Below are 18,973 nucleotides of genomic sequence, written 5' to 3'. Positions count from 1 at the left end.
TCAGTCAAAAATGTCGTGCGGTTCAGTCGAGCATCGAGATCGCGGTCGGTGCGTGCTCGGCCTTTTCGGCGAGATCCTCGAATTCGTTGATCGCGTCGATTTCGGTGCCCATCGAGATGTTCGTCACGCGCTCGAGGATCACTTCCACGACCACCGGCACGCTGAACTCTTCCGCGAGCGTTTGCGCCTGGCGCAGCGCCGGCTCGATCTCTTCCGGCTTGAACACGCGCAGCGCCTTGCAGCCGAGGCCTTCCGCGACGGCCACGTGGTCGACGCCATAACCGTTCAGTTCCGGTGCGTTCACGTTGTCGAACGCGAGCTGCACGCAGTAGTCCATGTCGAACGCACGCTGCGCCTGACGGATCAGCCCGAGGTACGAGTTGTTCACGACGACGTGCACGTACGGCAGCTTGAATTGCGCGCCGGCTGCCAGTTCCTCGATCATGAACTGGAAGTCGTAGTCGCCGGACAGCGCGACGATCGGGCGGCTCGGGTCCGCTGCACGCACGCCGAGCGCGGCGGGAATCGTCCAGCCGAGCGGGCCGGCCTGGCCGCAGTTGATCCAGTTGCGCGCCTTGAACACGTGCAGGAACTGCGCGGCGGCGATCTGCGACAGGCCGATCGTGCTGACGTAGCATGTATCGCGGCCGAACACCTTGTTCATCTCTTCGTACACGCGCTGCGGCTTGACCGGCACGTTGTCGAAGTGCGTCTTGCGCTGCAGCGTGCGCTTGCGCGCCTGGCATTCCGAGACCCATGCGCTGCGGTCCTTCAGCTTGCCGGCGGCCTTCCATTCCCGTGCAACGGCGACGAACAGTTCCAGCGCGGCCTTCGCGTCCGACACGATGCCGAGATCCGGGCCGAACACGCGGCCGATCTGCGTCGGCTCGATGTCGACGTGCACGAACTTGCGGCCCTTCGTATAGACCTCGACGCTGCCCGTGTGGCGGTTCGCCCAGCGGTTGCCGATGCCGAGCACGAAGTCGGACGCGAGCATCGTGGCGTTGCCGTAGCGGTGCGACGTCTGCAGGCCGACCATGCCGGCCATCAGCGGGTGGTCGTCCGGAATCGCGCCCCACGACATCAGCGTCGGGATCACCGGCACGCCGATCGTTTCGGCGAACTGCACGAGCAGGTCTTCCGCCGCTGCGTTGAGCACGCCGCCGCCCGACACGATCAGCGGCTTGTCCGCGTCGTTGAGCATCGCGAGCGCCTTCTCGATCTGCGCGCGGGTGGCCGCGGGCTTGTAGACCGGCAGCGGTTCATACGTGTCGATGTCGAATTCGATTTCGGCGAGCTGCACGTCGATCGGCAGGTCGACCAGCACCGGGCCCGGACGGCCCGAGCGCATCAGGTGGAATGCCTGCTGGAACACGCGCGGCACGAGCGCCGGCTCGCGCACGGTGACGGCCCACTTCGTGACGGGCTTCGCGATCGATTCGATGTCGACGGCCTGGAAGTCTTCCTTGTACAGGCGGGCACGCGGTGCCTGGCCCGTGATCGCGAGGATCGGAATCGAGTCGGCCGAGGCGGAGTAGAGGCCCGTGATCATGTCGGTGCCGGCGGGGCCCGACGTGCCGATGCACACGCCGATGTTGCCCGGGGCCGCACGCGTGAAGCCTTCGGCCATGTGCGACGCGCCTTCGACGTGGCGTGCCAGCACGTGGCTGATGCCACCCGACTTGCGCATGGCCGAGTAGAACGGGTTGATCGCTGCGCCCGGCACGCCGAACGCGGTCTGGATGCCTTCCTTCTCGAGCACGAGCACAGCTGCGTCGACGGCTCTCATCTTGGCCATGAATGTCTCCTTGAATGGGGTGGATCTTGCAAATGGGTCTGTTGGGGACACTTTAGGGATGCAGGAAAGGTTTGATAAGATCAGCCGAAGTCGCTTTTTTCGAAACTAAAAGTATGGAATGACGGCTGGGCGGGGCTTTCCGCCGGGCCGGAACAGAGACGGAGACGGGAGATGGATCGCTTCAAGCAGATCGAGACGTTCGTGCGGGTGGCCGATGCCGGCAGCCTCGCGGCGGCGGCGCTCGAGGAGGGCGTGTCGCCGGTGGTGCTCGGGCGGCGCATCGACGCGCTCGAAAAGCGTCTCGGCGTGAAGCTGATGTACCGCTCGACGCGACGGCTGGTGGTCAGCGAGGAGGGCGCCGCCTTCCTCGAGCGCTGCCGCGGCCTCCTGTCCGAATGGGACCAGGCCGAGAACGAGCTGGCCGCCGGGCGGCGCGCGGTCAGCGGGCACCTGATCGTGTCCGCGCCGGCCGCATTCGGGCGCAAGCACGTCGCGCCGCACGCCCCCGGCTTTCTGGCGGACAAGCCCGAGATGCAGCTGTCGTTCAACCTGACCGACCGCGTCGTCGATCTCGTGCGCGAAGGCTACGACCTGTCGATCCGGATCGGCGGGGCCGTCGATCCGAACTTCGTCGCGGTGAAGCTCGCATCGAACCGGCGTGTCGTGTGCGGCACGCCCGAGTATTTCCGCCAGCACGGCCGGCCGAAGTCGCTCGACGACCTGCTCAAGCACAACTGCCTGGCGTTCAACCTGCAGGGCGGGCAGAACCGCGGCTGGTATTTCCAGCGCCACGGCAAGATCGCGACGATGCGCGTGGCGGGTAATCTCGACTGCAACGACGGCGAACTGCTGCACCGCTGGGTGGCCGAAGGTCTCGGGCTCGGCTGGCGCTCGACGTGGGAAATCGCCGCCCAGCTCGAGACGGGCGAGCTTGAGACCGTGCTCGACGAATATGCGTTGCCCGACTACGACATCCTCGCGGTCTACCCGCAGCAGCGCTACGTGCCGGCGCGCGTGCGCTACTTCATCGACTACCTGCGCGCCGCTTACGCGAGCCCGGGCTACTGGAGCACCACGCCATGACCGGCGCGGACGGCCCGGCCACGGGGCCGTCCGGCGATTTTTTACGCTTCGGGCGCGCGGCGCGGGAATAAACTCGACGCAACGACGGTAAGGTCATCGAGCGTGCACGTTGCCGGTCTGTCCGGGCGCCGTGCTCGGAACGGGCGCGGCTTGGGCCGCCGGGACCAGGGAGGCCATGTGGGGCAAGCCGGACAGGCGGTCGAAGACCGGTCGGCGGACGACGCGGTTGCGCGCGGCGAGCGGTTTCGCGCGCTCGTGCTGCCGCATCTCGACGCCGCGTACAACCTCGCGCGCTGGCTGAGCGGCAACGCCGGCGACGCGGACGACGTCGTCCAGGACGCGTGCATGCGCGCATTGCGCTTCGTCGATTCGTGTCGCGGCGACAACGCCCGGCCGTGGCTGCTGACGATCGTGCGCCACACCTGGTACACGGAATGGCGGCGCCGCACGCATGCGCATGAGGTTGCGCTGCCCGACACGCTCGACGACACCGACGTGCCCGACGACTGGCAACCGGCGACCGACGATCCGCTCGCGCACCTGTTGCGCGGCGAGAACGTGCGGCTCGTGAACGAAGCGCTCGCGAAGCTGCCGCCCGAATACCGCGAGGTGCTCGTGCTGCGCGAGATGGAGGACTTGAGCTACCGCGAGATTGCGGCGATCGCGGACGTGCCGGTCGGCACGGTGATGTCGCGGCTCGCACGGGGCCGGCGCAAGCTCGCCGCGCTGCTGGGCGGCCCGTCGGCATCGGCGGCCGAAGGCAGGCCGGGCCGTACGCCGGCTGGCGGAACCGCATCGGAGGCTATCGATGGACTGTAACGAAGCGCGAGCGTTGCTGGACGCGGACGTCGACCGCGAGCTGTCGGCGCCCGATGCGTTGCGGGTCCAGCAGCATGTCGACGGGTGCGAAGCGTGCCGCCGTGAACGCGCGCGGATCGTCACGCTGGTGCAGGCCGTGCGCCAGGCCGACTATCACCGTGCGCCGGATGCGTTGCGGGCCAGCATTCTCGCGAGCCTGCCGGCAGCGGCCGATGCGCCCGTGCGCGAGCAGACGCGGGCGGAGCCGCGGCCCGAACCGCGGTCAGGGCCGCAGCCGCGTCCGCGTGGCCGCCGCTGGTTTTCGTGGCTGACGGATCAAGGCGGGGCGGCACGCCCGGCGTCGGCCGGCATGGGGCCGCGCGTTGCCGCGCTGCCCGGCCTCGGCTGGGGTGTCGCGCTGCTGGTGGCGCTTGCCGCGGCGGGCGGGATGGCGTTGTCCGCCCGCCACGCCGACACCGACCGCACGGTCGACGAACTCGTGTCGAGCCACGTGCGGGCCGACCTGTCGGCGCGCGACATCGACGTGATCTCGACCGACCGGCACACGGTCAAGCCGTGGTTCAACGGCCGGATCGACTATGCGCCGCCGGTCGAGGATCTCGCGGCGGAAGGTTTCGCGCTGGTCGGCGGCCGGCTCGACTATGTCGGGCGGCGCCGCGTCGCGGTGCTCGTCTACCGTTACCGGCAGCACGTGATCGACGTCTACGTGCGGCCGGCCGGCGAACGGCCGGGGGCGCCGTACACGACCGTGTCGCAAGGCTACGCGCTCGACCGCTGGGAGGCGGCCGGAATGACCTGGTGGGCCGTGACCGACGCCGAACCGTCGGCGCTCGCGGCGTTCAGGACCGCGCTCGATGCGCGACTCGGCGTCACACGCACCGAGTGACGGCGCCGCGGCGGACTGCGGCCCGGCCGCGCGCTTCTGTTCCGACCCTGATCGGGAAATGCGCCCAAGGGCAGCCGGCCTGCCCGGGTTCGCCCCTTCAAGTCTTTGAAAACATGGCCGAATCCGCGTGCGAATCGTCGATTGGTCTTGCATGCGCCCTGTATCCGGGTTAGAATCTTCGGCTTCTCACTTGCCACACCGGTTCAGACGCCCGGGTGGCTTTAATCCACAAGGAGTGTGTAATGCGTCATTACGAAATCGTATTCATCGTGCACCCCGATCAGAGCGAGCAAGTGCCCGCGATGATCGAGCGTTACAAGACCACGATCACGTCGCACGGCGGTCAGATCCACCGTGTCGAGGACTGGGGCCGTCGCCAACTGGCCTACATGATCGAGAAACTCGCGAAGGCTCACTACGTCTGCATGAACATCGAGTGCGACCAGACGACGCTCGACGAACTCGAACACGCGTTCAAGTTCAACGACGCCGTGCTGCGTCACCTCATCGTCAAGATGAAGAAGGCCGAAACCGGCCCGTCGCCGATGATGAAGGAAGTTCAGCGCGAAGAAGCCAAGAAGGCGGCTGCAGCTCAGCCGACCGAAGCGCAGGCTTAAGTTCGTCATTCATTAAGCCATCAAGGAGCGCGTCACTCACGTGAACAGGTTGCAATTGAAGGCAAGCGTCGTCGAACGCGCACCGGTGCGATATACGCCGGCAGGTGTTCCGATCGCAAGCGCCACATTGCATCACCGCACGGAAGTCGTCGAAGCAGGCATTCCCCGTCAGGTCGAAATGACGATCGAGGCGGTGGCGGCCGGTGAGGCGAGCGGCAGGCTGGAGAGTCGTGAAATGGGCGTCGAAACGCTGTTCACGGGCTTCCTGGCAAAGAAAAGCCGCAACGCGAGAACCTTGGTGTTTCACATCACAGCATTGCAGGACATTGGAAAGGACTGAAATCATGCCCCGCCCGACTGGTAAGAAATTCGACAAGCGTCGTCAGCAACAAAACCCGCTCTTCAAGCGCAAGAAGTTCTGCCGTTTCACGGCTGCAGGCGTCGAGCAGATCGACTACAAGGACACGGAAACGCTGAAGGACTTCATCGGCGAAAACGGCAAGATCACGCCGGCTCGTCTGACGGGTACGAAGGCGCACTATCAGCGTCAGCTGGATACGGCCATCAAGCGTGCGCGTTTCCTCGCGCTGCTGCCGTACACCGATCAGCACAAGGCGTAATCAGGCGACGCAATAAGGAGAATTCGAATGCAAATCATTCTGTTGGAAAAAGTCGCCAATCTGGGTAACCTCGGCGACATCGTCAAGGTCAAGGACGGTTACGCTCGCAACTTCCTGATCCCGAACCGCAAGGCTCGCCGTGCAACGAAGGAAGCGATCGCCGAATTCGAAGTTCGCCGCGCTGAACTCGAAAAGATCGCCGCTGAAAAGCTGGCGGCATCGCAGGCAGTCGGCGAGAAGCTGAACGGCCAGTCGTTCGAAATCACGCAGAAGTCGGGCGTTGACGGCCGTCTGTTCGGTTCGGTCACGAACGGCGACGTCGCGGAACTGCTGAAGAAGGCAGGTTTCGAAGTCGAGAAGCTGCAAGTTCGCATGCCGGAAGGCCCGCTGAAGATGATCGGCGAGCACAACGTCCAGGTCGCGCTGCATACGGACGTCGTCGTCGACGTCACGATCAACGTGATCGGCGACCACGCGTAAGCGTACGCAAGCTTGCCGGGCGGCTTCCGCCGTCCGGACAAGGGCAGGCGCCCGGGCAACCGGGGCCTGCCTTTTTTATTGCCGCATCGCCGGGGCTCTCTCTGGCGTCGTCGTAGGTTATTCGCGATAATCCCAACCCATGAACGCGCCGCAAGATCCTCAAATTGAATCGCTGAAAGTCCCGCCGCACTCGGTCGAAGCCGAACAATCCGTGCTCGGCGGCCTGTTGCTCGACAACGCGGCCTGGGACCGGATTGCCGACTTCCTGTCGCAGGGCGATTTCTACCGCTACGACCACCGGATCATCTACGAGCACATCGGCCGCCTGATCGCGTCGACGCGCCCGGCCGACGTCGTGACCGTGTACGAAGCGCTGACCACGTCCGGCAAGGCCGACGACGTCGGCGGGCTTGCCTACCTGAACGCGCTCGCACAGAACACGCCGAGCGCGGCGAACATCCGCCGTTATGCGGAAATCGTGCGCGACCGCGCGGTGCTGCGCCGGCTCGTGTCGGTCGCCGACGAAATCTCGGCCGATGCGTTCAACCCGCAGGGCAAGGAAGTCCGCCAGCTGCTCGACGAGGCCGAGTCGAAGGTGTTCTCGATCGCCGAAGAGGGTGCGCGCGGCAACCAGGGCTTCCTCGAGATCGGCCCGCTGCTCACGCAGGTCGTCGAGCGCATCGATACGCTGTACCACACGGCGAACCCGAGCGACGTCACGGGCACGCCGACGGGCTTCGTCGACCTCGACCGGATGACATCCGGGATGCACGGCGGCGAACTGATCATCGTCGCAGGGCGTCCGTCGATGGGTAAGACCGCGTTCTCGATGAACATCGGCGAATACGTCGCGGTCGAGTACGGGCTGCCGGTCGCGGTGTTCTCAATGGAAATGCCGGGCACCCAGCTCGTGATGCGGATGCTCGGCTCGATCGGCCGGCTCGACCAGCACCGGATGCGCACGGGCCGCCTGACGGACGAGGATTGGCCGAAACTGACGCACGCGGTGCAGAAGATGAGCGAGGCGCAACTCTTCATCGACGAAACGGGCGGCCTGAACCCGATGGAGTTACGCTCGCGCGCGCGGCGTCTGGCGCGGCAATGCGGCAAGCTCGGCCTGATCATCGTCGACTACCTGCAGCTGATGTCGGGTTCGTCGCAGGGCGAGAACCGCGCGACCGAAATCTCGGAAATCTCGCGATCGCTGAAGAGCCTCGCGAAGGAACTCGACGTGCCGGTGATCGCGCTGTCGCAGCTGAACCGCGGCCTCGAACAGCGCCCGAACAAGCGTCCGGTGATGTCGGATTTGCGCGAATCAGGCGCAATCGAACAGGACGCGGACGTGATCCTGTTCATCTACCGTGACGAAGTCTACAACCCGGACAGCCCCGACAAGGGCACGGCCGAAATCATCATCGGCAAGCAGCGTAACGGTCCGATCGGCCCCGTTCGGCTCACGTTCCTGGGGCAATACACGAAGTTCGACAACTTTGCAGGGGCGCAGACGTTCTACGGCGAGTAACGCCGGTTGTAAAGCCCTAAATCGCCAAACGTTGTATCCAATCCCGGCGCGCGCATGTGCGCGCGTCGCGGCGCGACCGAAAACGGTACAATGTCGCCCGTTTTCGTGACAGTAGTTTGACAATCTCTCAGGAATCCCATGTTCGGTCGATTCATGCCCACCGAGGGCAAGTTCTTTGAACTCTTCAACGCGCACGCGAAGCACATCGTTTCCGGTGGCCGCGAGCTCGAACTGCTGATCGACAATCTCGCCGACGCCGAGATTCACAAGCAAAACGTGCAAACCGCCGAGAAGGCCGCCGACAAGCTCACGCACGAGGCGATCGATCTGCTGCACAAGACTTTCATCACGCCGCTCGATCGCGACGAGATCCACAAGCTGATCACGACGATGGACGACATCCTCGACCTGATGGAAGACGTCGCGACCGCCGTGTCGCTGTACGACGTACGTTCCGTCACGTCCGAAGCGAGCCAGCTCGCGCACATCGTCACGCAGTCGGCCCAGCACGTGCAGCAGGCGGTCGGGCTGCTGTCCGACATGAAGCAGTCGGCGCAGATCCTCAAGCAGTGCGAGGAGATCGACCGCTGGGAGTCGGAGGCCGATCGCGTGCTGCGCGCGGCCATGTCGAAGCTGTTCCGCGAGGAAGACGACGTGAAGACGCTCATCAAGCTGAAGGCGATCTACGAGCTGCTCGAAGAGATCACCGACAAGTGCGAGGACGTCGCGAACATCATCGAAGGCATCGTGCTGGAAAACGCCTGAGCGGACCACGATGCATTCGATACAACTCGCCCTATGGATGGTCGCGGCGCTCGTGCTCGTCGCGCTCGTATTCGACTTCATGAACGGCTTTCACGACGCGGCGAACTCGATCGCCACCGTCGTGTCGACCGGGGTGCTGAAGCCCCAGCAGGCCGTCGTGTTCGCCGCCGCGTTCAACGTGATCGCGTACTTCATCTTCCACCTGAAAGTCGCGCAGACCGTCGGTAAAGGCACGATCGACCCCGAGATCGTCGACCATTACGTCATATTCGGCGCGCTGGTCGGCGCGATCGGCTGGAACGTGATCACGTGGTACTACGGGATTCCGTCGAGCTCGTCGCACGCGCTGATCGGCGGCCTCGTCGGCGCGGCGCTCGCGAAGTCGGGCTGGAGCTCGCTGAACATCGACGGGCTGCTGAAGACCATCGCGTTCATCTTCATCTCGCCGCTGCTCGGCTTCATCCTCGGCTCGCTGTTCATGCTCGGCGTGTCGTGGCTGTATTTCCGCACCGCGCCCAGCAAGGTGGACCGGCGGTTCCGCCGGCTGCAGCTGCTGTCGGCCGGGCTGTACAGCCTCGGCCACGGCGGCAACGACGCGCAGAAGACGATCGGTATCATCTGGATGCTGCTGATCGCGTCGGGCTATGCGTCGGCGACCGCCGATGCGCCGCCGGCGTGGGTGATCGGCGCGTGCTACCTGTCGATGGGCCTCGGCACGCTGTTCGGCGGCTGGCGCATCGTGCGCACGATGGGCCAGAAGATCACGAAGCTCAAACCGGTCGGTGGCTTCTGTGCGGAAACCGGTGGCGCGATGACGCTGTTCCTCGCATCCTTCCTCGGCATTCCGGTGTCGACCACCCACACCATCACCGGCGCGATCGTCGGTGTCGGCGCGACGCAGAAGCTGTCGGCCGTGCGCTGGGGGGTGGCCGGCAACATCGTGTGGGCCTGGGTGCTGACGCTGCCCGCGGCCGCGCTGTTCGCGGCCGGCGGATGGTGGCTTGGTCACCAGATCTTCTGATTGCCGACGTAGCCGGATCGACATCCGATGCGCCGCAAGCCGAAAGGCTGCGGCGCATTTTCTTTTGGAGCGGGGGAGTTTGCGACGGAACGGGCGGGGCGGCGGCAGATACCGCCAACGTTATCGACTGTCGAGGTTCGGGCAACCGGTCAGTAGCTTCCGTTCGCAAACCGCGCGATCGGATCGTCTGCCGTACTGGTGCGCGGGCTGACGGGCGCGGATTGCGTCGACGCGCGCAATACCTGCACAGGTGCGGGCTCGAGACTGCGCGGAGACGCCGGCGCGGCGGCAGGCGGCGGTTCGGCATCGAACGCGGCGGCCTGGGCGGCCGTGAGCGCCGTCGTCGGAATCTGCGTGCCGGACTCAACCGGGGCGGCAGGCGCTGCATTGGCCGTCATCGCGGTCATGCCGTCATTCACTGACGTTGCCTGTTGCTGCGCGGCCTGCATACGCGGGGGCGGCGGTTCGTACGGATCGGCGGCCGGGGCCGCGGGTGCGGCTGCGGCGGTCGTTACGACCGGCGCGGCAGCGATGACCGGCGCGGGCGCAGGCGCCTGCGCCGGTTTCGCTTGCGACGAGGCATAGGCAGGCGGCCGCGGCGCAGCGGCAGTCACGACCACCGGGGCCGGTGCGCTGCGCGGCTCGTCGCGCTTCGCCTCGTAGGTCGGCGCATCGAACGGCGTTGGCGCCCCGCGCGGCGGCGCGACGCGGCGAATGCCGTCGAAACGCTTGGCCCAGTACGGGTTCGTCAGGTAGTCGAGCCGCACGGTGCCGCCCGTCGACGGTGCGTTGACGAAGCGCAGCTTGCCGACGTAGATGCCGACGTGCGAATGCGGCCGTCCGGTCGTATTGAAGAAGATCAGGTCGCCCGGCGCGATCTGGTCGGGGTCGATCGATACGCCGCGGCTGCTCATGTCGGCGGTCGTGCGCGGCAGGCTCACGTCGGCCGCCCGGCCGATCACGTAGCGCACGAGCCCGCTGCAGTCGAAGCCGCTCGTCGGCGTGTTGCCGCCCCAGCGATACGGGACGCCGACGAGGCTCATCGCCTGGATCGAGATTTCTTCCTGGCCGACGCTGTGATCGACGAATTTCGAGAAATTGGCGGGGGCGGGGAACGCGCGCGGCGTCGTGATCCTCATGCCCGAATCGGAGCGTGATGCCGACTGCGGCGGCACGCTGGAGCAGGCCGCAAGCAGGGAAACGACGGCGACGGGGACCCAAATTCGAAGCATGGCGAGGCGGGCGAGCGCGGCGCGCTCGCGAATCGTATGACAACAGACAGACCCGATGGTAGACGCTCCGGCGGGGCTTAAGCAACCATTCCTGAGAATTAACTTGAAGTTTCGCGCGTAAACTGCGTTGTTGCGTGACGATGCGTTACTTACGTCTTCGACCCCAAATAAAAACGGCGCTCCGTTTCCGGAGCGCCGCGAGGCGTCGACCGCCGGCCAATCGGCCGGCTGGCCGCGTTACAGGATGTCCGACGCGTAGTCGGCGAGCCGCGAGCGTTCGCCGCGCGCGAGCGTCACGTGGCCGCTGTGGCCCCAGCCCTTGAAGCGGTCGACGACGTACGTGAGGCCCGAGCTGCCTTCGGTCAGGTAAGGCGTGTCGATCTGCGCGATGTTGCCGAGGCACACGATCTTCGTGCCCGGGCCTGCGCGCGTGACGAGCGTCTTCATCTGCTTCGGCGTCAGGTTCTGCGCCTCGTCGATGATCAGGTACTTGTCGACGAACGTACGGCCGCGCATGAAGTTCATGCTCTTCACCTTCAGGCGCGAACGGATCAGTTCCTGCGTCGCGGCACGGCCCCATTCGCCGGCAGCGTCGTCGGTCTTCTGCAGCACTTCGAGGTTGTCGTCGAATGCGCCCATCCACGGCTGCATCTTCTCTTCCTCGGTGCCCGGCAGGAAACCGATGTCCTCGCCGACGGGCACGGTCGCGCGCGTCACGATGATCTCGTTGTAGCGCTTGTCGTCGAGCACCTGCGCGAGGCCGGCCGCGAGCGCGACGAGCGTCTTGCCGGTGCCGGCCTGGCCGAGCAGCGTGACGAAGTCGATCTCGGGGTTCATCAGCAGGTTCAGCGCGAAATTCTGCTCGCGGTTGCGCGCGGTGATGCCCCACACGTTGTTCTTGTGGTGGCTGTAGTCGCGCAGCGTCTGCAGCAGCGCCGTCTTGCCGTTCAGTTCGCGGACGATCGCATGGAACGTCGGCTCGCCGTTCTGCGGCTCGAGATAGACGAACTCGTTGACGAGCATCGACGCGACGAGCGGGCCGGTCACGCGGTAGTACGTGGTGCCCGTCTTCGTGTCCTGCCAGCTCTCCATGCCCTTCGCATGCTTGGTCCAGAAGTCCTGCGGCAGTTCGCGCACGCCGTTGTACAGGAGGTCTTTATCCTCGAGCACCTGGTCGTTGAAGTAGTCTTCCGCGGGCAGGCTGAGCGCGTGCGCCTTGATCCGCATGTTGATGTCTTTCGACACCAGCACGACCTGGCGATCGGGCCGGTCGCGCTGCAGCGCGCGCACGACGCCGAGGATCTGGTTGTCGGCCTTGCCTTCGGGCAAGCCTTCGACGGGCGCGATGTCCGCAAGCTTCGTCTGGAAGTACAGGCGGCCGAGCGCCTCGCGGCTACCGAGGCGCGACAGCGGGATGCCGGCCGTGATCGGGCCGGCATCGGCGACGAGCGCGTCGAGCGTGCGGCTGACCTGGCGTGCGTTGCGCGCGACTTCGGACATCCCCTTCTTGTGGTTGTCGAGTTCCTCGAGCGTCATCATCGGCAGATAGACGTCGTGTTCCTCGAAGCGGAAGAGGCTGCTCGGGTCGTGCATCAGCACGTTGGTGTCGAGCACGAACAGTTTCTGCAGTTCGGCTTCGGCGGGCTTGCGGCTGCGCGACTTCGTCGCGGCGCCGGTATCGCGCGCGGGTGCGGCGGCCGGTTTGTCGGCAGCCGGTTTGTCGTTGCGTGCAACGACGGGTGCCGCGGGTTCGGCGGGCACCGGCATCGGCTGCAGCAGGGCAGCCGTCTGTCTGGTCTTGCGGCCGCGTGCGGGTGCGCTCGCGGCATCTTGCACCGAAGACGCGACGGCGCGCAAAGGCGCGGCCGTGTTCGCGGCTTCGGTCATCGGTTGGGCCACGCTCGCCGGACCAAAGTCACCGGCTGTGGATGCGTCCCCTTCGGCGGATTTCTTCGCGGCTTTCGCGGGCCGCGCTTTCGCCTTGTATTCGTCGGGCGGCAGCAGGCTGCCGAGCTTGCTGGGGGGAGTAGGCAAAGGCATGGTGTCCCTCGGGAGGAATCGTGTCGCATGGGGTGCGCCGCTGATCGCATCCTGCGTGACGTAGACGCATGCAGTTTGCGCGCGGTGGCGCACAGGAAGTTCGTCTAGCCGGTTCGCCTAAGTGTCGATCAGCTCCTTGACGGGGTGAGGGCCGGACCGAGGGCCGGCGCGCAATCCATAAAAAAAGCCGCTGCCCCGTCGACAGGAGCATGCGGCTTGGCTGATACCGTCGTAATGCGCGTCAGGTGCCGGCAAGCATCGCAACGAGCACCGGCGCAGCTACGAGAAATATGGGGCGAACTGGCATTCATTGCGGCCCAATATAACGCGCCTCAAAGCGCTTGTACAGCACTTAGCACGTCGTCCACATGACCCGGTACCTTGATGCCGCGCCATGCCTGGCGAAGCACGCCGTCGGCGTCGATCAGGAACGTGGAGCGCTCGATTCCGCGCACTTCCTTGCCATACATTTTCTTCATCTTGATGACATCGAACAGCGCGCACAGCGCTTCGTCGGCATCGGAAATCAGCGGGAACGGCAGTTCGAGCTTTGCCTTGAAATTGTCATGCGAGCGCAGGCTGTCGCGCGACACGCCGATGACTTCCGCACCGGCTTTCTTGAACTTCGGATAGAGATCGCGGAACTGCAGCCCTTCGGTCGTGCAGCCCGGCGTGTTGTCCTTCGGATAGAAGTACAGCACGAGTTTCTTGCCCTTCAGGTCGGACAGCGAAATGTCGCCGCCCGTGGCCGGTGCGGTGAAATCGGGAACTTGACGGTCAACTTCGACGGACACGTGTTTCTCCTGTTGTTATGGAAAGGCGCCGCTGCGGCGGCGCGGTACGGCGGGGCGTCGCGGCAGCGCGCCGCAAGGGCGGAGCGGCGACGCCGGCTCGTGCGAACTCAGTCGGGCTGGACGATCAGTTCGCCGGAGCGGCCGGGGATTTCGCCCCACGTGACAGGGTACGATGGCAGCGAGTCGCGGTCCAGCGTCGCGTGGTAGTCGCCCATCGTCGCGAACGTGTGGCCTTGCGCGCGCCAGCCAGCGAGCAGTTGCTCGAACACGGGCGCAAGCTTCTGGCCTTCCAGTTCCGCATGCAGCGTGAACACCTGGTCGTGCGGATTGGTTTCGGTGAACTTGAGGATGTGCGCGGCGACGTTGTGCGTGTCGACGCCGTCGATGCCGAGCACTTCGTCGAGCGTCGGCAACGTGGTGGGCATCTGCACGTGCGACAGCGTGCGGCCGTTGACGACGGGCAGGTACGGCGAATGGCCGCGGCCGTCGGATGCGTAGCGCATCCCCCATGCGTCGATCTGCTCGAACGCGGAATCGTTCATCTGCCAGCCAGCCGCGCCGTGCGTGACGGGCGGCGCGCCGAAGACCTCGATGAAGCGCGCGTGACTCTTCTGCATTTCACGCGCGGTCCAGTCACGATCGCGCACGCGGACGTTGTCCTGCCAGTACACGTGATCCCACGTGTGGATGCCGCATTCGAAGCCGGCCTCGTGGATCGCGCGCATGTCGGCGATCGCGCGGCGGCCGATGTCGGGACCCGGCAGCAGCACGCCATACATCAGCTGCTTCACGCCGTAGTGTTCGACCACCGACGTGCGCGACACCTTCTTCAGGAAGCCGGGGCGGAACACGCGCCGCAGCGCCCAGCCCGTGTGATCGGGCCCGAGGCTGAAGAGGAAGGTCGCGCGCGCACTGAAGCGGTCGAAGATGCGCGCGAGGTTCGGCACGCCTTCGCGCGTGCCGCGCAGCGTGTCGACGTCGATCTTGAGGACGATGCGAGCCAAGCGAACGTCCCGGTCAGCCTTGCTGTTCGACGAGCGCGCGCGCGTCGGCGACGTGGCCGCGATACGCTTCGAAGATGTTGCGCAGCGCGTCGTCGAACGTCGCCTGCGGCGCCCAGCCGAGTTCCTGCATCGTGTTGTCGATCTTCGGCACGCGGTTCTGCACGTCCTGGTAGCCGTTGCCGTAGTAGGCGCCGGACGTCGTTTCGACGAGCTTCACCTGCTTGGCCGAATCGGCGTACTCGGGGAATTCCGCCGCCAGTTCGAGCATCTTGTGCGCGAGTTCGCGAACCGAGAAGTTGTTCTTCGGATTCCCGATGTTGTAGATCTTGCCCGACGCGACGCCGTCCTTGTTCTCGATGATCTTCATCAGCGCGCTGATGCCGTCGCCGATGTCGGTGAACGCGCGCTTCTGCGAGCCGCCGTCGACGAGGCTGATGTTCTCGCCGCGCACGATGTGGCCGAGGAACTGCGTGACCACGCGCGAGCTGCCTTCCTTCGGCGTGTAGATCGAGTCGAGGCCCGGGCCGATCCAGTTGAACGGACGGAACAGCGTGAAGTTCAGGCCTTCCATCCCGTAGCCCCAGATCACGCGGTCCATCAGCTGCTTCGAGCACGCGTAGATCCAGCGCGGCTTGTTGATCGGGCCGTAGGTGAGGGCCGATGCATCCGGGTCGAACTGCTCGTCCGAGCACATGCCGTAGACCTCGGAGGTCGACGGGAACACGAGGTGCTTGCCGTACTTGACGGCCGAACGCACGATCGGCAGGTTCGCCTCGAAGTCGAGTTCGAACACGCGCAGCGGTTGCTGGACGTAGGTGGCGGGCGTCGCGATCGCGACGAGCGGCAGGATCACGTCGCACTTCTTCACGTGATACTCGACCCACTCCTTGTTGATCGTGATGTCGCCTTCGAAGAAATGCATCCGCTCGTGGTTGACGAGGTCGCCCAGCCGATCGGTCTGCATGTCCATGCCGAACACTTCCCAATCGGTGGTTTCAAGAATGCGCTTCGACAGGTGATGGCCGATGAAGCCGTTCACACCCAGGATCAGGACTTTTTTTGCTTTCATGAATGACGGGAAGAATGAATGAACTGCGCGAATTCCGCGGGCGTCACGACGGTTTCGCTGCCGTCGCGCTGCTGCCACAGCTCGAGAATGGATAGGGCGCGGCTGTCGCCGCAGACGCCGAATAGCGCATTATCGCTTACGTGCAGGCCGGGCGGCAAATCTGCCGCGGCGGCCGCCGCCGCGCTGCCGGGCGCCGCAAGGCGCGCGCGTGCGATCACGAAACGCGTGCCGTCGACGTCCGTGAACGCGCCCGGATACGGGGGCGCGACCGCGCGTACCAGGTTGTAGACCTGCGCGGCCGGCTTCGACCAGTCGACGCGGCCGTCCTCGGGCTTGCGCCCGCCGTAGTAGCTGCCGGTCGAGAGATCGTTCGGCAGGTGCGGCGCCTCGCCCGCGAGCAGCGCGGGCAGCACGCGCCAGAGCGTCTGCTCGGCCGCTACCGTGACCTTGTCGAACACCTGCGTGGCCGTGTCGTCCGGCAGGATTGGCACCGCGGTCTGGCCGATGATCGCGCCGGCGTCGGGTTTCGCCGCCATCTCGTGCAGCGTCGCGCCGGTTTCGGTTTCGCCGTTCAGCACCGCCCAGTTGGTCGGTACCCGACCCCGGTATTTCGGCAGCAGCGACCCGTGCATGTTGTACGCGCCCTTCGGCGCGATCGCGAGCAGGTCCACCGGCAGCATGTGGCGGTAGTAGAACGAGAAGATGAAGTCCGGCTGCGCGTCGGATACCGCGCGGCGTAGCGCCGGATCGGCCGGATCGGCCGGCGTGACGACCGGAATGCCGTGCTCGGCCGCGACGGATGCGACGCTGCCGAACCAGATGTTCTCGTTCGGGTTGTCCTCGTGCGTGACGACGAGCGCGACGTCGACGCCGCGCGCGAGCAGCACCTGCAGGCAGCGCACGCCGACGTTGTGATACGCGAAGACGACTGCGCGCGGCTTCATTGCGCGGTACCCGTGCGGTTTGCGTCGGCCGGCACTGGCGGCACGCCGTCGTGCTGCTCGAGCACGGCCTGGATCAGGTAGCGCGGCCGTGCACGCACCTGCTGGTAGATGCGGCCGACGTATTCGCCGAGCAGGCCGAGTGCGAAGATGATCACGCCGAGCAGGAAGAACGTGATGGCAAACAGCGTGAACACGCCTTGCACTTCCGCGCCGACGATGAAGCGTCGCACGAGCAGCAGCACGAACAACGCGGCGGAGCCGAGCGACAGGATCACGCCGATGAACGACAGCCACTGCAGCGGCACGACCGAGAAGCCCGTCACGAGGTCGAAGTTCAGCCGGATCAGGCTGTACAGCGAGTACTTCGACTCGCCGGCGAAGCGCTCCTCGTGCGCAACCTCGATTTCGGTCGGTTTCTGCGCGAACGTGTACGCGAGTGCGGGGATGAACGTGTTGACTTCGCCGCACACGTTGATCGTGTCGATGATGCGGCGGCTGTACGCGCGCAGCATGCAGCCCTGGTCGGTCATCTTGATGCGCGTGATGCGCTCGCGCAGGCGGTTCATCATCTGCGACGCCTTGCGCCGCCACAGGCTGTCCTGGCGCTGCTTGCGGATCGAGCCGACGTAGTCGTAGCCCTCGCGCATCTTCGCGATCAGCTTGCCGATTTCCTCGGGCGGGTTCTGCAGGTCGGCGTCGAGCGTGATGACGATCTCGCCGCGCGATTGCGCGAAGCCGGCGAGGATCGCCATGTGCTGGCCGTAGTTGCCGTTGAGCAGCACGATGCGCGTCGTGTCCGGACGTACGTGGAACTGATCGGCGAGCATCGCGGCCGAGCGGTCGCGGCTGCCGTCGTTGATCAGGATCACTTCGTATGACGTGTCGAGTGCGTCGAGCGCCGGATACAGCCGCGCGAACAGCGCAGCGAGGCCGTCTTCCTCGTTGTACACGGGGATGATGACCGATACTTCGGGCCGGCCGGCGTCCAGGTGCCCGGCGGCCGGGTGCCCGGCGCGTGCTTCAAGGTGACTCATGTACGCTTATTTTCCGTATTGTTCGCAAATCTGGTTGATGGCGTCGACCACGCGACGCACGTCGCCTTCCGTCATCTGCGTGAAGAGCGGCAGCGTGACCGTCGACGCGCCATACCGTTCGGCGTGGGGGAACATGCCCTCCTTGAAGCCGCGCGCACGGTACAGCGTGAAAAGATGGATCGCCGGGTAGTGGATACCCGTGCCGATGCCGCGTTCCTTCATCTGCGCCATGAACTCGGCGCGGGTGATCGTCAGGCGCTCGAGCGGCAGCGTGACCAGGAACATGTGCCAGTTGCCGTTCTCGAATTCGGCGATCGGCAGGCCGACGCCGAGCTTCACGGCTGCACTGCCGTCGAATTCGGCGAAGTATGCACGCGCAAGCGCGCGGCGCTGCGCGGTGAAGCGGTCGAGGTGCGGCAACTGGCCGAGGCCGACGCGCGCGGCGACGTCGGTCAGGTTGTACTTGCCGCCGAGCACGTCGCAGTCCATCCCGTCGAAGCCCGTGCGCGTGATGCCCTGCAGCCGGTACTTCTGCGCGAGCGTCGCTTCTTCCTCGTTGTTCAGCACGAGTGCGCCGCCTTCGATCGTCGTCAGGTTCTTGTTCGCGTGGAAGCTGAACGACACGATGTCGCCGATCGCGCCGATGCGCTTGCCGTTCCACGTCGAGCCGAATGCCTGCGCCGCATCCTCGATCACGCGCAGCTTGTGCGCGCGCGCAATGGCGTACAGGCGGTCCATGTCGACGGGCAGGCCGGACAGGAACACGGGGATGATGGCCTTCGTGCGCGGCGTGATCGCCTGCTCGAGCTTGTCGAGGTCGATGTTGCGCGTGACGGGATCGATGTCGGCGAACACGGGCGTCGCGCCCGTCTCGAGGATCACGTTGCTGGTCGAGACCCACGACGCCGGCGTCGTGATCACTTCGTCGCCGGGGCCGACGCCCGCGATGCGCAGGCCGATCTCCAGCGTGCAGGTGCCCGAATTGAACGCGCGGACCGGACGGCCGCCGCAGTACTCGGACAGCGCCGCTTCGAATTTCTGGCTCTGCGGGCCGGTGGTGATCCAGCCCGAGCGCAGCACGTCGACGACGCCCTGGATGGTTTCCTCATCGATCTCGGGGCGGGTGAACGGCAGAAACGGAGCGGTAGTCTGGCTCATGTACGCTTTGGCCTGTAATGGCGTGTAATAAAAGGGTCGGGCGATCCCGGCCGAAACCGGCATTAAACACCGGTTGGCGGAATCGCA

General features: G+C 65.6%; 19 protein-coding genes and 1 pseudogene. 11 read left to right on the top strand and 9 right to left on the bottom strand.

Annotated elements, in window-relative coordinates:
- Positions 1–22 precede the first annotated feature (22 nt).
- Entirely contained in the window at positions 23–1,798 is a 1,776-nt protein-coding gene (gene gcl, locus CFB50_RS10440) for a glyoxylate carboligase (RefSeq protein ID WP_089445794.1), read from the bottom strand.
- A 171-nt stretch (positions 1,799–1,969) separates the two neighbouring features.
- On the opposite strand from gcl, the gene CFB50_RS10435 reads away from it, so the two are divergent.
- The 10 genes from CFB50_RS10435 (at position 1,970) to CFB50_RS10390 (ending at position 9,611) form a co-directional block, all read left to right on the top strand.
- A complete protein-coding gene (locus CFB50_RS10435; protein WP_089425595.1) occupies positions 1,970–2,881 on the top strand; it encodes a LysR family transcriptional regulator in 912 nt (303 codons plus the stop codon).
- 177 nt (positions 2,882–3,058) lie between these two features.
- Complete coding sequence (locus tag CFB50_RS10430; RefSeq protein WP_089445793.1) at positions 3,059–3,700, top strand: RNA polymerase sigma factor; 642 nt, start codon at positions 3,059–3,061, stop codon at positions 3,698–3,700.
- A complete protein-coding gene (locus tag CFB50_RS10425) occupies positions 3,690–4,586 on the top strand; it encodes an anti-sigma factor family protein (RefSeq protein WP_089445792.1) in 897 nt (298 codons plus the stop codon). Before CFB50_RS10430 ends, CFB50_RS10425 begins: the two co-directional genes overlap by 11 nt.
- A gap of 242 nt (positions 4,587–4,828) precedes the next feature.
- Complete coding sequence (gene rpsF, locus CFB50_RS10420; RefSeq protein WP_006402295.1) at positions 4,829–5,203, top strand: 30S ribosomal protein S6; 375 nt, start codon at positions 4,829–4,831, stop codon at positions 5,201–5,203.
- A 40-nt stretch (positions 5,204–5,243) separates the two neighbouring features.
- Positions 5,244–5,543, top strand: coding sequence for a primosomal replication protein N (gene priB / locus CFB50_RS10415; RefSeq protein ID WP_014896852.1), 300 nt, complete (start codon positions 5,244–5,246; stop codon positions 5,541–5,543).
- A 4-nt stretch (positions 5,544–5,547) separates the two neighbouring features.
- A complete protein-coding gene (gene rpsR, locus CFB50_RS10410; protein ID WP_006486248.1) occupies positions 5,548–5,823 on the top strand; it encodes a 30S ribosomal protein S18 in 276 nt (91 codons plus the stop codon).
- Positions 5,824–5,850: 27 nt separating this feature from the next.
- A complete protein-coding gene (gene rplI / locus CFB50_RS10405; RefSeq protein ID WP_021156519.1) occupies positions 5,851–6,303 on the top strand; it encodes a 50S ribosomal protein L9 in 453 nt (150 codons plus the stop codon).
- 139 nt (positions 6,304–6,442) lie between these two features.
- A complete protein-coding gene (locus CFB50_RS10400; protein ID WP_006486249.1) occupies positions 6,443–7,825 on the top strand; it encodes a replicative DNA helicase in 1,383 nt (460 codons plus the stop codon).
- Positions 7,826–7,963: 138 nt separating this feature from the next.
- Positions 7,964–8,590 carry a DUF47 domain-containing protein gene (locus CFB50_RS10395; RefSeq protein ID WP_034188683.1) on the top strand — a complete coding sequence of 209 codons (627 nt, stop codon included), beginning with the start codon at positions 7,964–7,966 and terminating at the stop codon, positions 8,588–8,590.
- 10 nt (positions 8,591–8,600) lie between these two features.
- Positions 8,601–9,611 (top strand): inorganic phosphate transporter, encoded by a 1,011-nt coding sequence (locus tag CFB50_RS10390; RefSeq protein WP_046543500.1) that lies wholly within the window; start codon positions 8,601–8,603, stop codon positions 9,609–9,611.
- A 149-nt stretch (positions 9,612–9,760) separates the two neighbouring features.
- Here CFB50_RS10390 and CFB50_RS10385 read toward each other — a convergent pair whose 3' ends face one another.
- A complete protein-coding gene (locus tag CFB50_RS10385; RefSeq protein WP_089445791.1) occupies positions 9,761–10,843 on the bottom strand; it encodes a C40 family peptidase in 1,083 nt (360 codons plus the stop codon).
- A 237-nt stretch (positions 10,844–11,080) separates the two neighbouring features.
- Positions 11,081–12,883 (bottom strand): PhoH family protein, encoded by a 1,803-nt coding sequence (locus CFB50_RS10380; RefSeq protein ID WP_089445790.1) that lies wholly within the window; start codon positions 12,881–12,883, stop codon positions 11,081–11,083.
- On the opposite strand from CFB50_RS10380, the pseudogene CFB50_RS40415 reads away from it, so the two are divergent.
- A pseudogene (locus tag CFB50_RS40415) lies at positions 12,779–13,023 on the top strand (hypothetical protein); the annotation flags it as partial. The gene CFB50_RS10380 and the pseudogene CFB50_RS40415 overlap by 105 nt on opposite strands.
- 192 nt (positions 13,024–13,215) lie before the next feature.
- Here CFB50_RS40415 and CFB50_RS10370 read toward each other — a convergent pair.
- The 6 genes from CFB50_RS10370 to CFB50_RS10345 all read right to left on the bottom strand — a co-directional run bounded on the left by CFB50_RS10370 (position 13,216) and on the right by CFB50_RS10345 (position 18,886).
- Positions 13,216–13,677, bottom strand: a complete 462-nt coding sequence (locus CFB50_RS10370; protein ID WP_006756046.1) for a peroxiredoxin — start codon at positions 13,675–13,677, stop codon at positions 13,216–13,218.
- Between the two features lie 107 nt (positions 13,678–13,784).
- The gene (locus CFB50_RS10365) at positions 13,785–14,681 is read right to left on the bottom strand and encodes a polysaccharide deacetylase family protein (protein ID WP_089445789.1); all 897 of its coding nucleotides are present in this window, start codon (positions 14,679–14,681) and stop codon (positions 13,785–13,787) included.
- Between the two features lie 13 nt (positions 14,682–14,694).
- A complete protein-coding gene (locus tag CFB50_RS10360) occupies positions 14,695–15,750 on the bottom strand; it encodes a bifunctional UDP-4-keto-pentose/UDP-xylose synthase (RefSeq protein ID WP_006482864.1) in 1,056 nt (351 codons plus the stop codon).
- The gene (locus tag CFB50_RS10355; RefSeq protein ID WP_089425588.1) at positions 15,747–16,694 is read right to left on the bottom strand and encodes a formyltransferase; all 948 of its coding nucleotides are present in this window, start codon (positions 16,692–16,694) and stop codon (positions 15,747–15,749) included. The genes CFB50_RS10360 and CFB50_RS10355 overlap by 4 nt, the downstream gene beginning before the upstream one ends.
- Positions 16,691–17,728 (bottom strand): glycosyltransferase, encoded by a 1,038-nt coding sequence (locus CFB50_RS10350; protein ID WP_069248138.1) that lies wholly within the window; start codon positions 17,726–17,728, stop codon positions 16,691–16,693. Before CFB50_RS10350 ends, CFB50_RS10355 begins: the two co-directional genes overlap by 4 nt.
- 6 nt (positions 17,729–17,734) lie before the next feature.
- A complete protein-coding gene (locus CFB50_RS10345; RefSeq protein ID WP_089445788.1) occupies positions 17,735–18,886 on the bottom strand; it encodes a DegT/DnrJ/EryC1/StrS family aminotransferase in 1,152 nt (383 codons plus the stop codon).
- Between the last annotated feature and the right edge of the window lie 87 nt (positions 18,887–18,973).

Origin of the sequence: Burkholderia sp. AU33423 (assembly GCF_002223135.1) — a bacterium.
GTDB lineage: Bacteria > Pseudomonadota > Gammaproteobacteria > Burkholderiales > Burkholderiaceae > Burkholderia > Burkholderia lata_D.
Note: the sequence above shows the minus strand (reverse complement) of the source record. Positions and strands in the feature narration are given on the sequence as shown.

What these genes read in the sequence shown, in the direction of transcription:
- gcl (WP_089445794.1), bottom strand. Translation starts at nt 1,798, where the DNA reads ATGGCCAAGATGAGAGCCGTCGACGCAGCTGTGCTCGTGCTCGAGAAG.
- CFB50_RS10435 (WP_089425595.1), top strand. Translation starts at nt 1,970, where the DNA reads ATGGATCGCTTCAAGCAGATCGAGACGTTCGTGCGGGTGGCCGATGCC.
- CFB50_RS10425 (WP_089445792.1), top strand. Translation starts at nt 3,690, where the DNA reads ATGGACTGTAACGAAGCGCGAGCGTTGCTGGACGCGGACGTCGACCGC.
- rpsF (WP_006402295.1), top strand. Translation starts at nt 4,829, where the DNA reads ATGCGTCATTACGAAATCGTATTCATCGTGCACCCCGATCAGAGCGAG.
- rpsR (WP_006486248.1), top strand. Translation starts at nt 5,548, where the DNA reads ATGCCCCGCCCGACTGGTAAGAAATTCGACAAGCGTCGTCAGCAACAA.
- rplI (WP_021156519.1), top strand. Translation starts at nt 5,851, where the DNA reads ATGCAAATCATTCTGTTGGAAAAAGTCGCCAATCTGGGTAACCTCGGC.
- CFB50_RS10400 (WP_006486249.1), top strand. Translation starts at nt 6,443, where the DNA reads ATGAACGCGCCGCAAGATCCTCAAATTGAATCGCTGAAAGTCCCGCCG.
- CFB50_RS10395 (WP_034188683.1), top strand. Translation starts at nt 7,964, where the DNA reads ATGTTCGGTCGATTCATGCCCACCGAGGGCAAGTTCTTTGAACTCTTC.
- CFB50_RS10390 (WP_046543500.1), top strand. Translation starts at nt 8,601, where the DNA reads ATGCATTCGATACAACTCGCCCTATGGATGGTCGCGGCGCTCGTGCTC.
- CFB50_RS10385 (WP_089445791.1), bottom strand. Translation starts at nt 10,843, where the DNA reads ATGCTTCGAATTTGGGTCCCCGTCGCCGTCGTTTCCCTGCTTGCGGCC.
- CFB50_RS10380 (WP_089445790.1), bottom strand. Translation starts at nt 12,883, where the DNA reads ATGCCTTTGCCTACTCCCCCCAGCAAGCTCGGCAGCCTGCTGCCGCCC.
- CFB50_RS10360 (WP_006482864.1), bottom strand. Translation starts at nt 15,750, where the DNA reads ATGAAAGCAAAAAAAGTCCTGATCCTGGGTGTGAACGGCTTCATCGGC.
- CFB50_RS10355 (WP_089425588.1), bottom strand. Translation starts at nt 16,694, where the DNA reads ATGAAGCCGCGCGCAGTCGTCTTCGCGTATCACAACGTCGGCGTGCGC.
- CFB50_RS10350 (WP_069248138.1), bottom strand. Translation starts at nt 17,728, where the DNA reads ATGAGTCACCTTGAAGCACGCGCCGGGCACCCGGCCGCCGGGCACCTG.
- CFB50_RS10345 (WP_089445788.1), bottom strand. Translation starts at nt 18,886, where the DNA reads ATGAGCCAGACTACCGCTCCGTTTCTGCCGTTCACCCGCCCCGAGATC.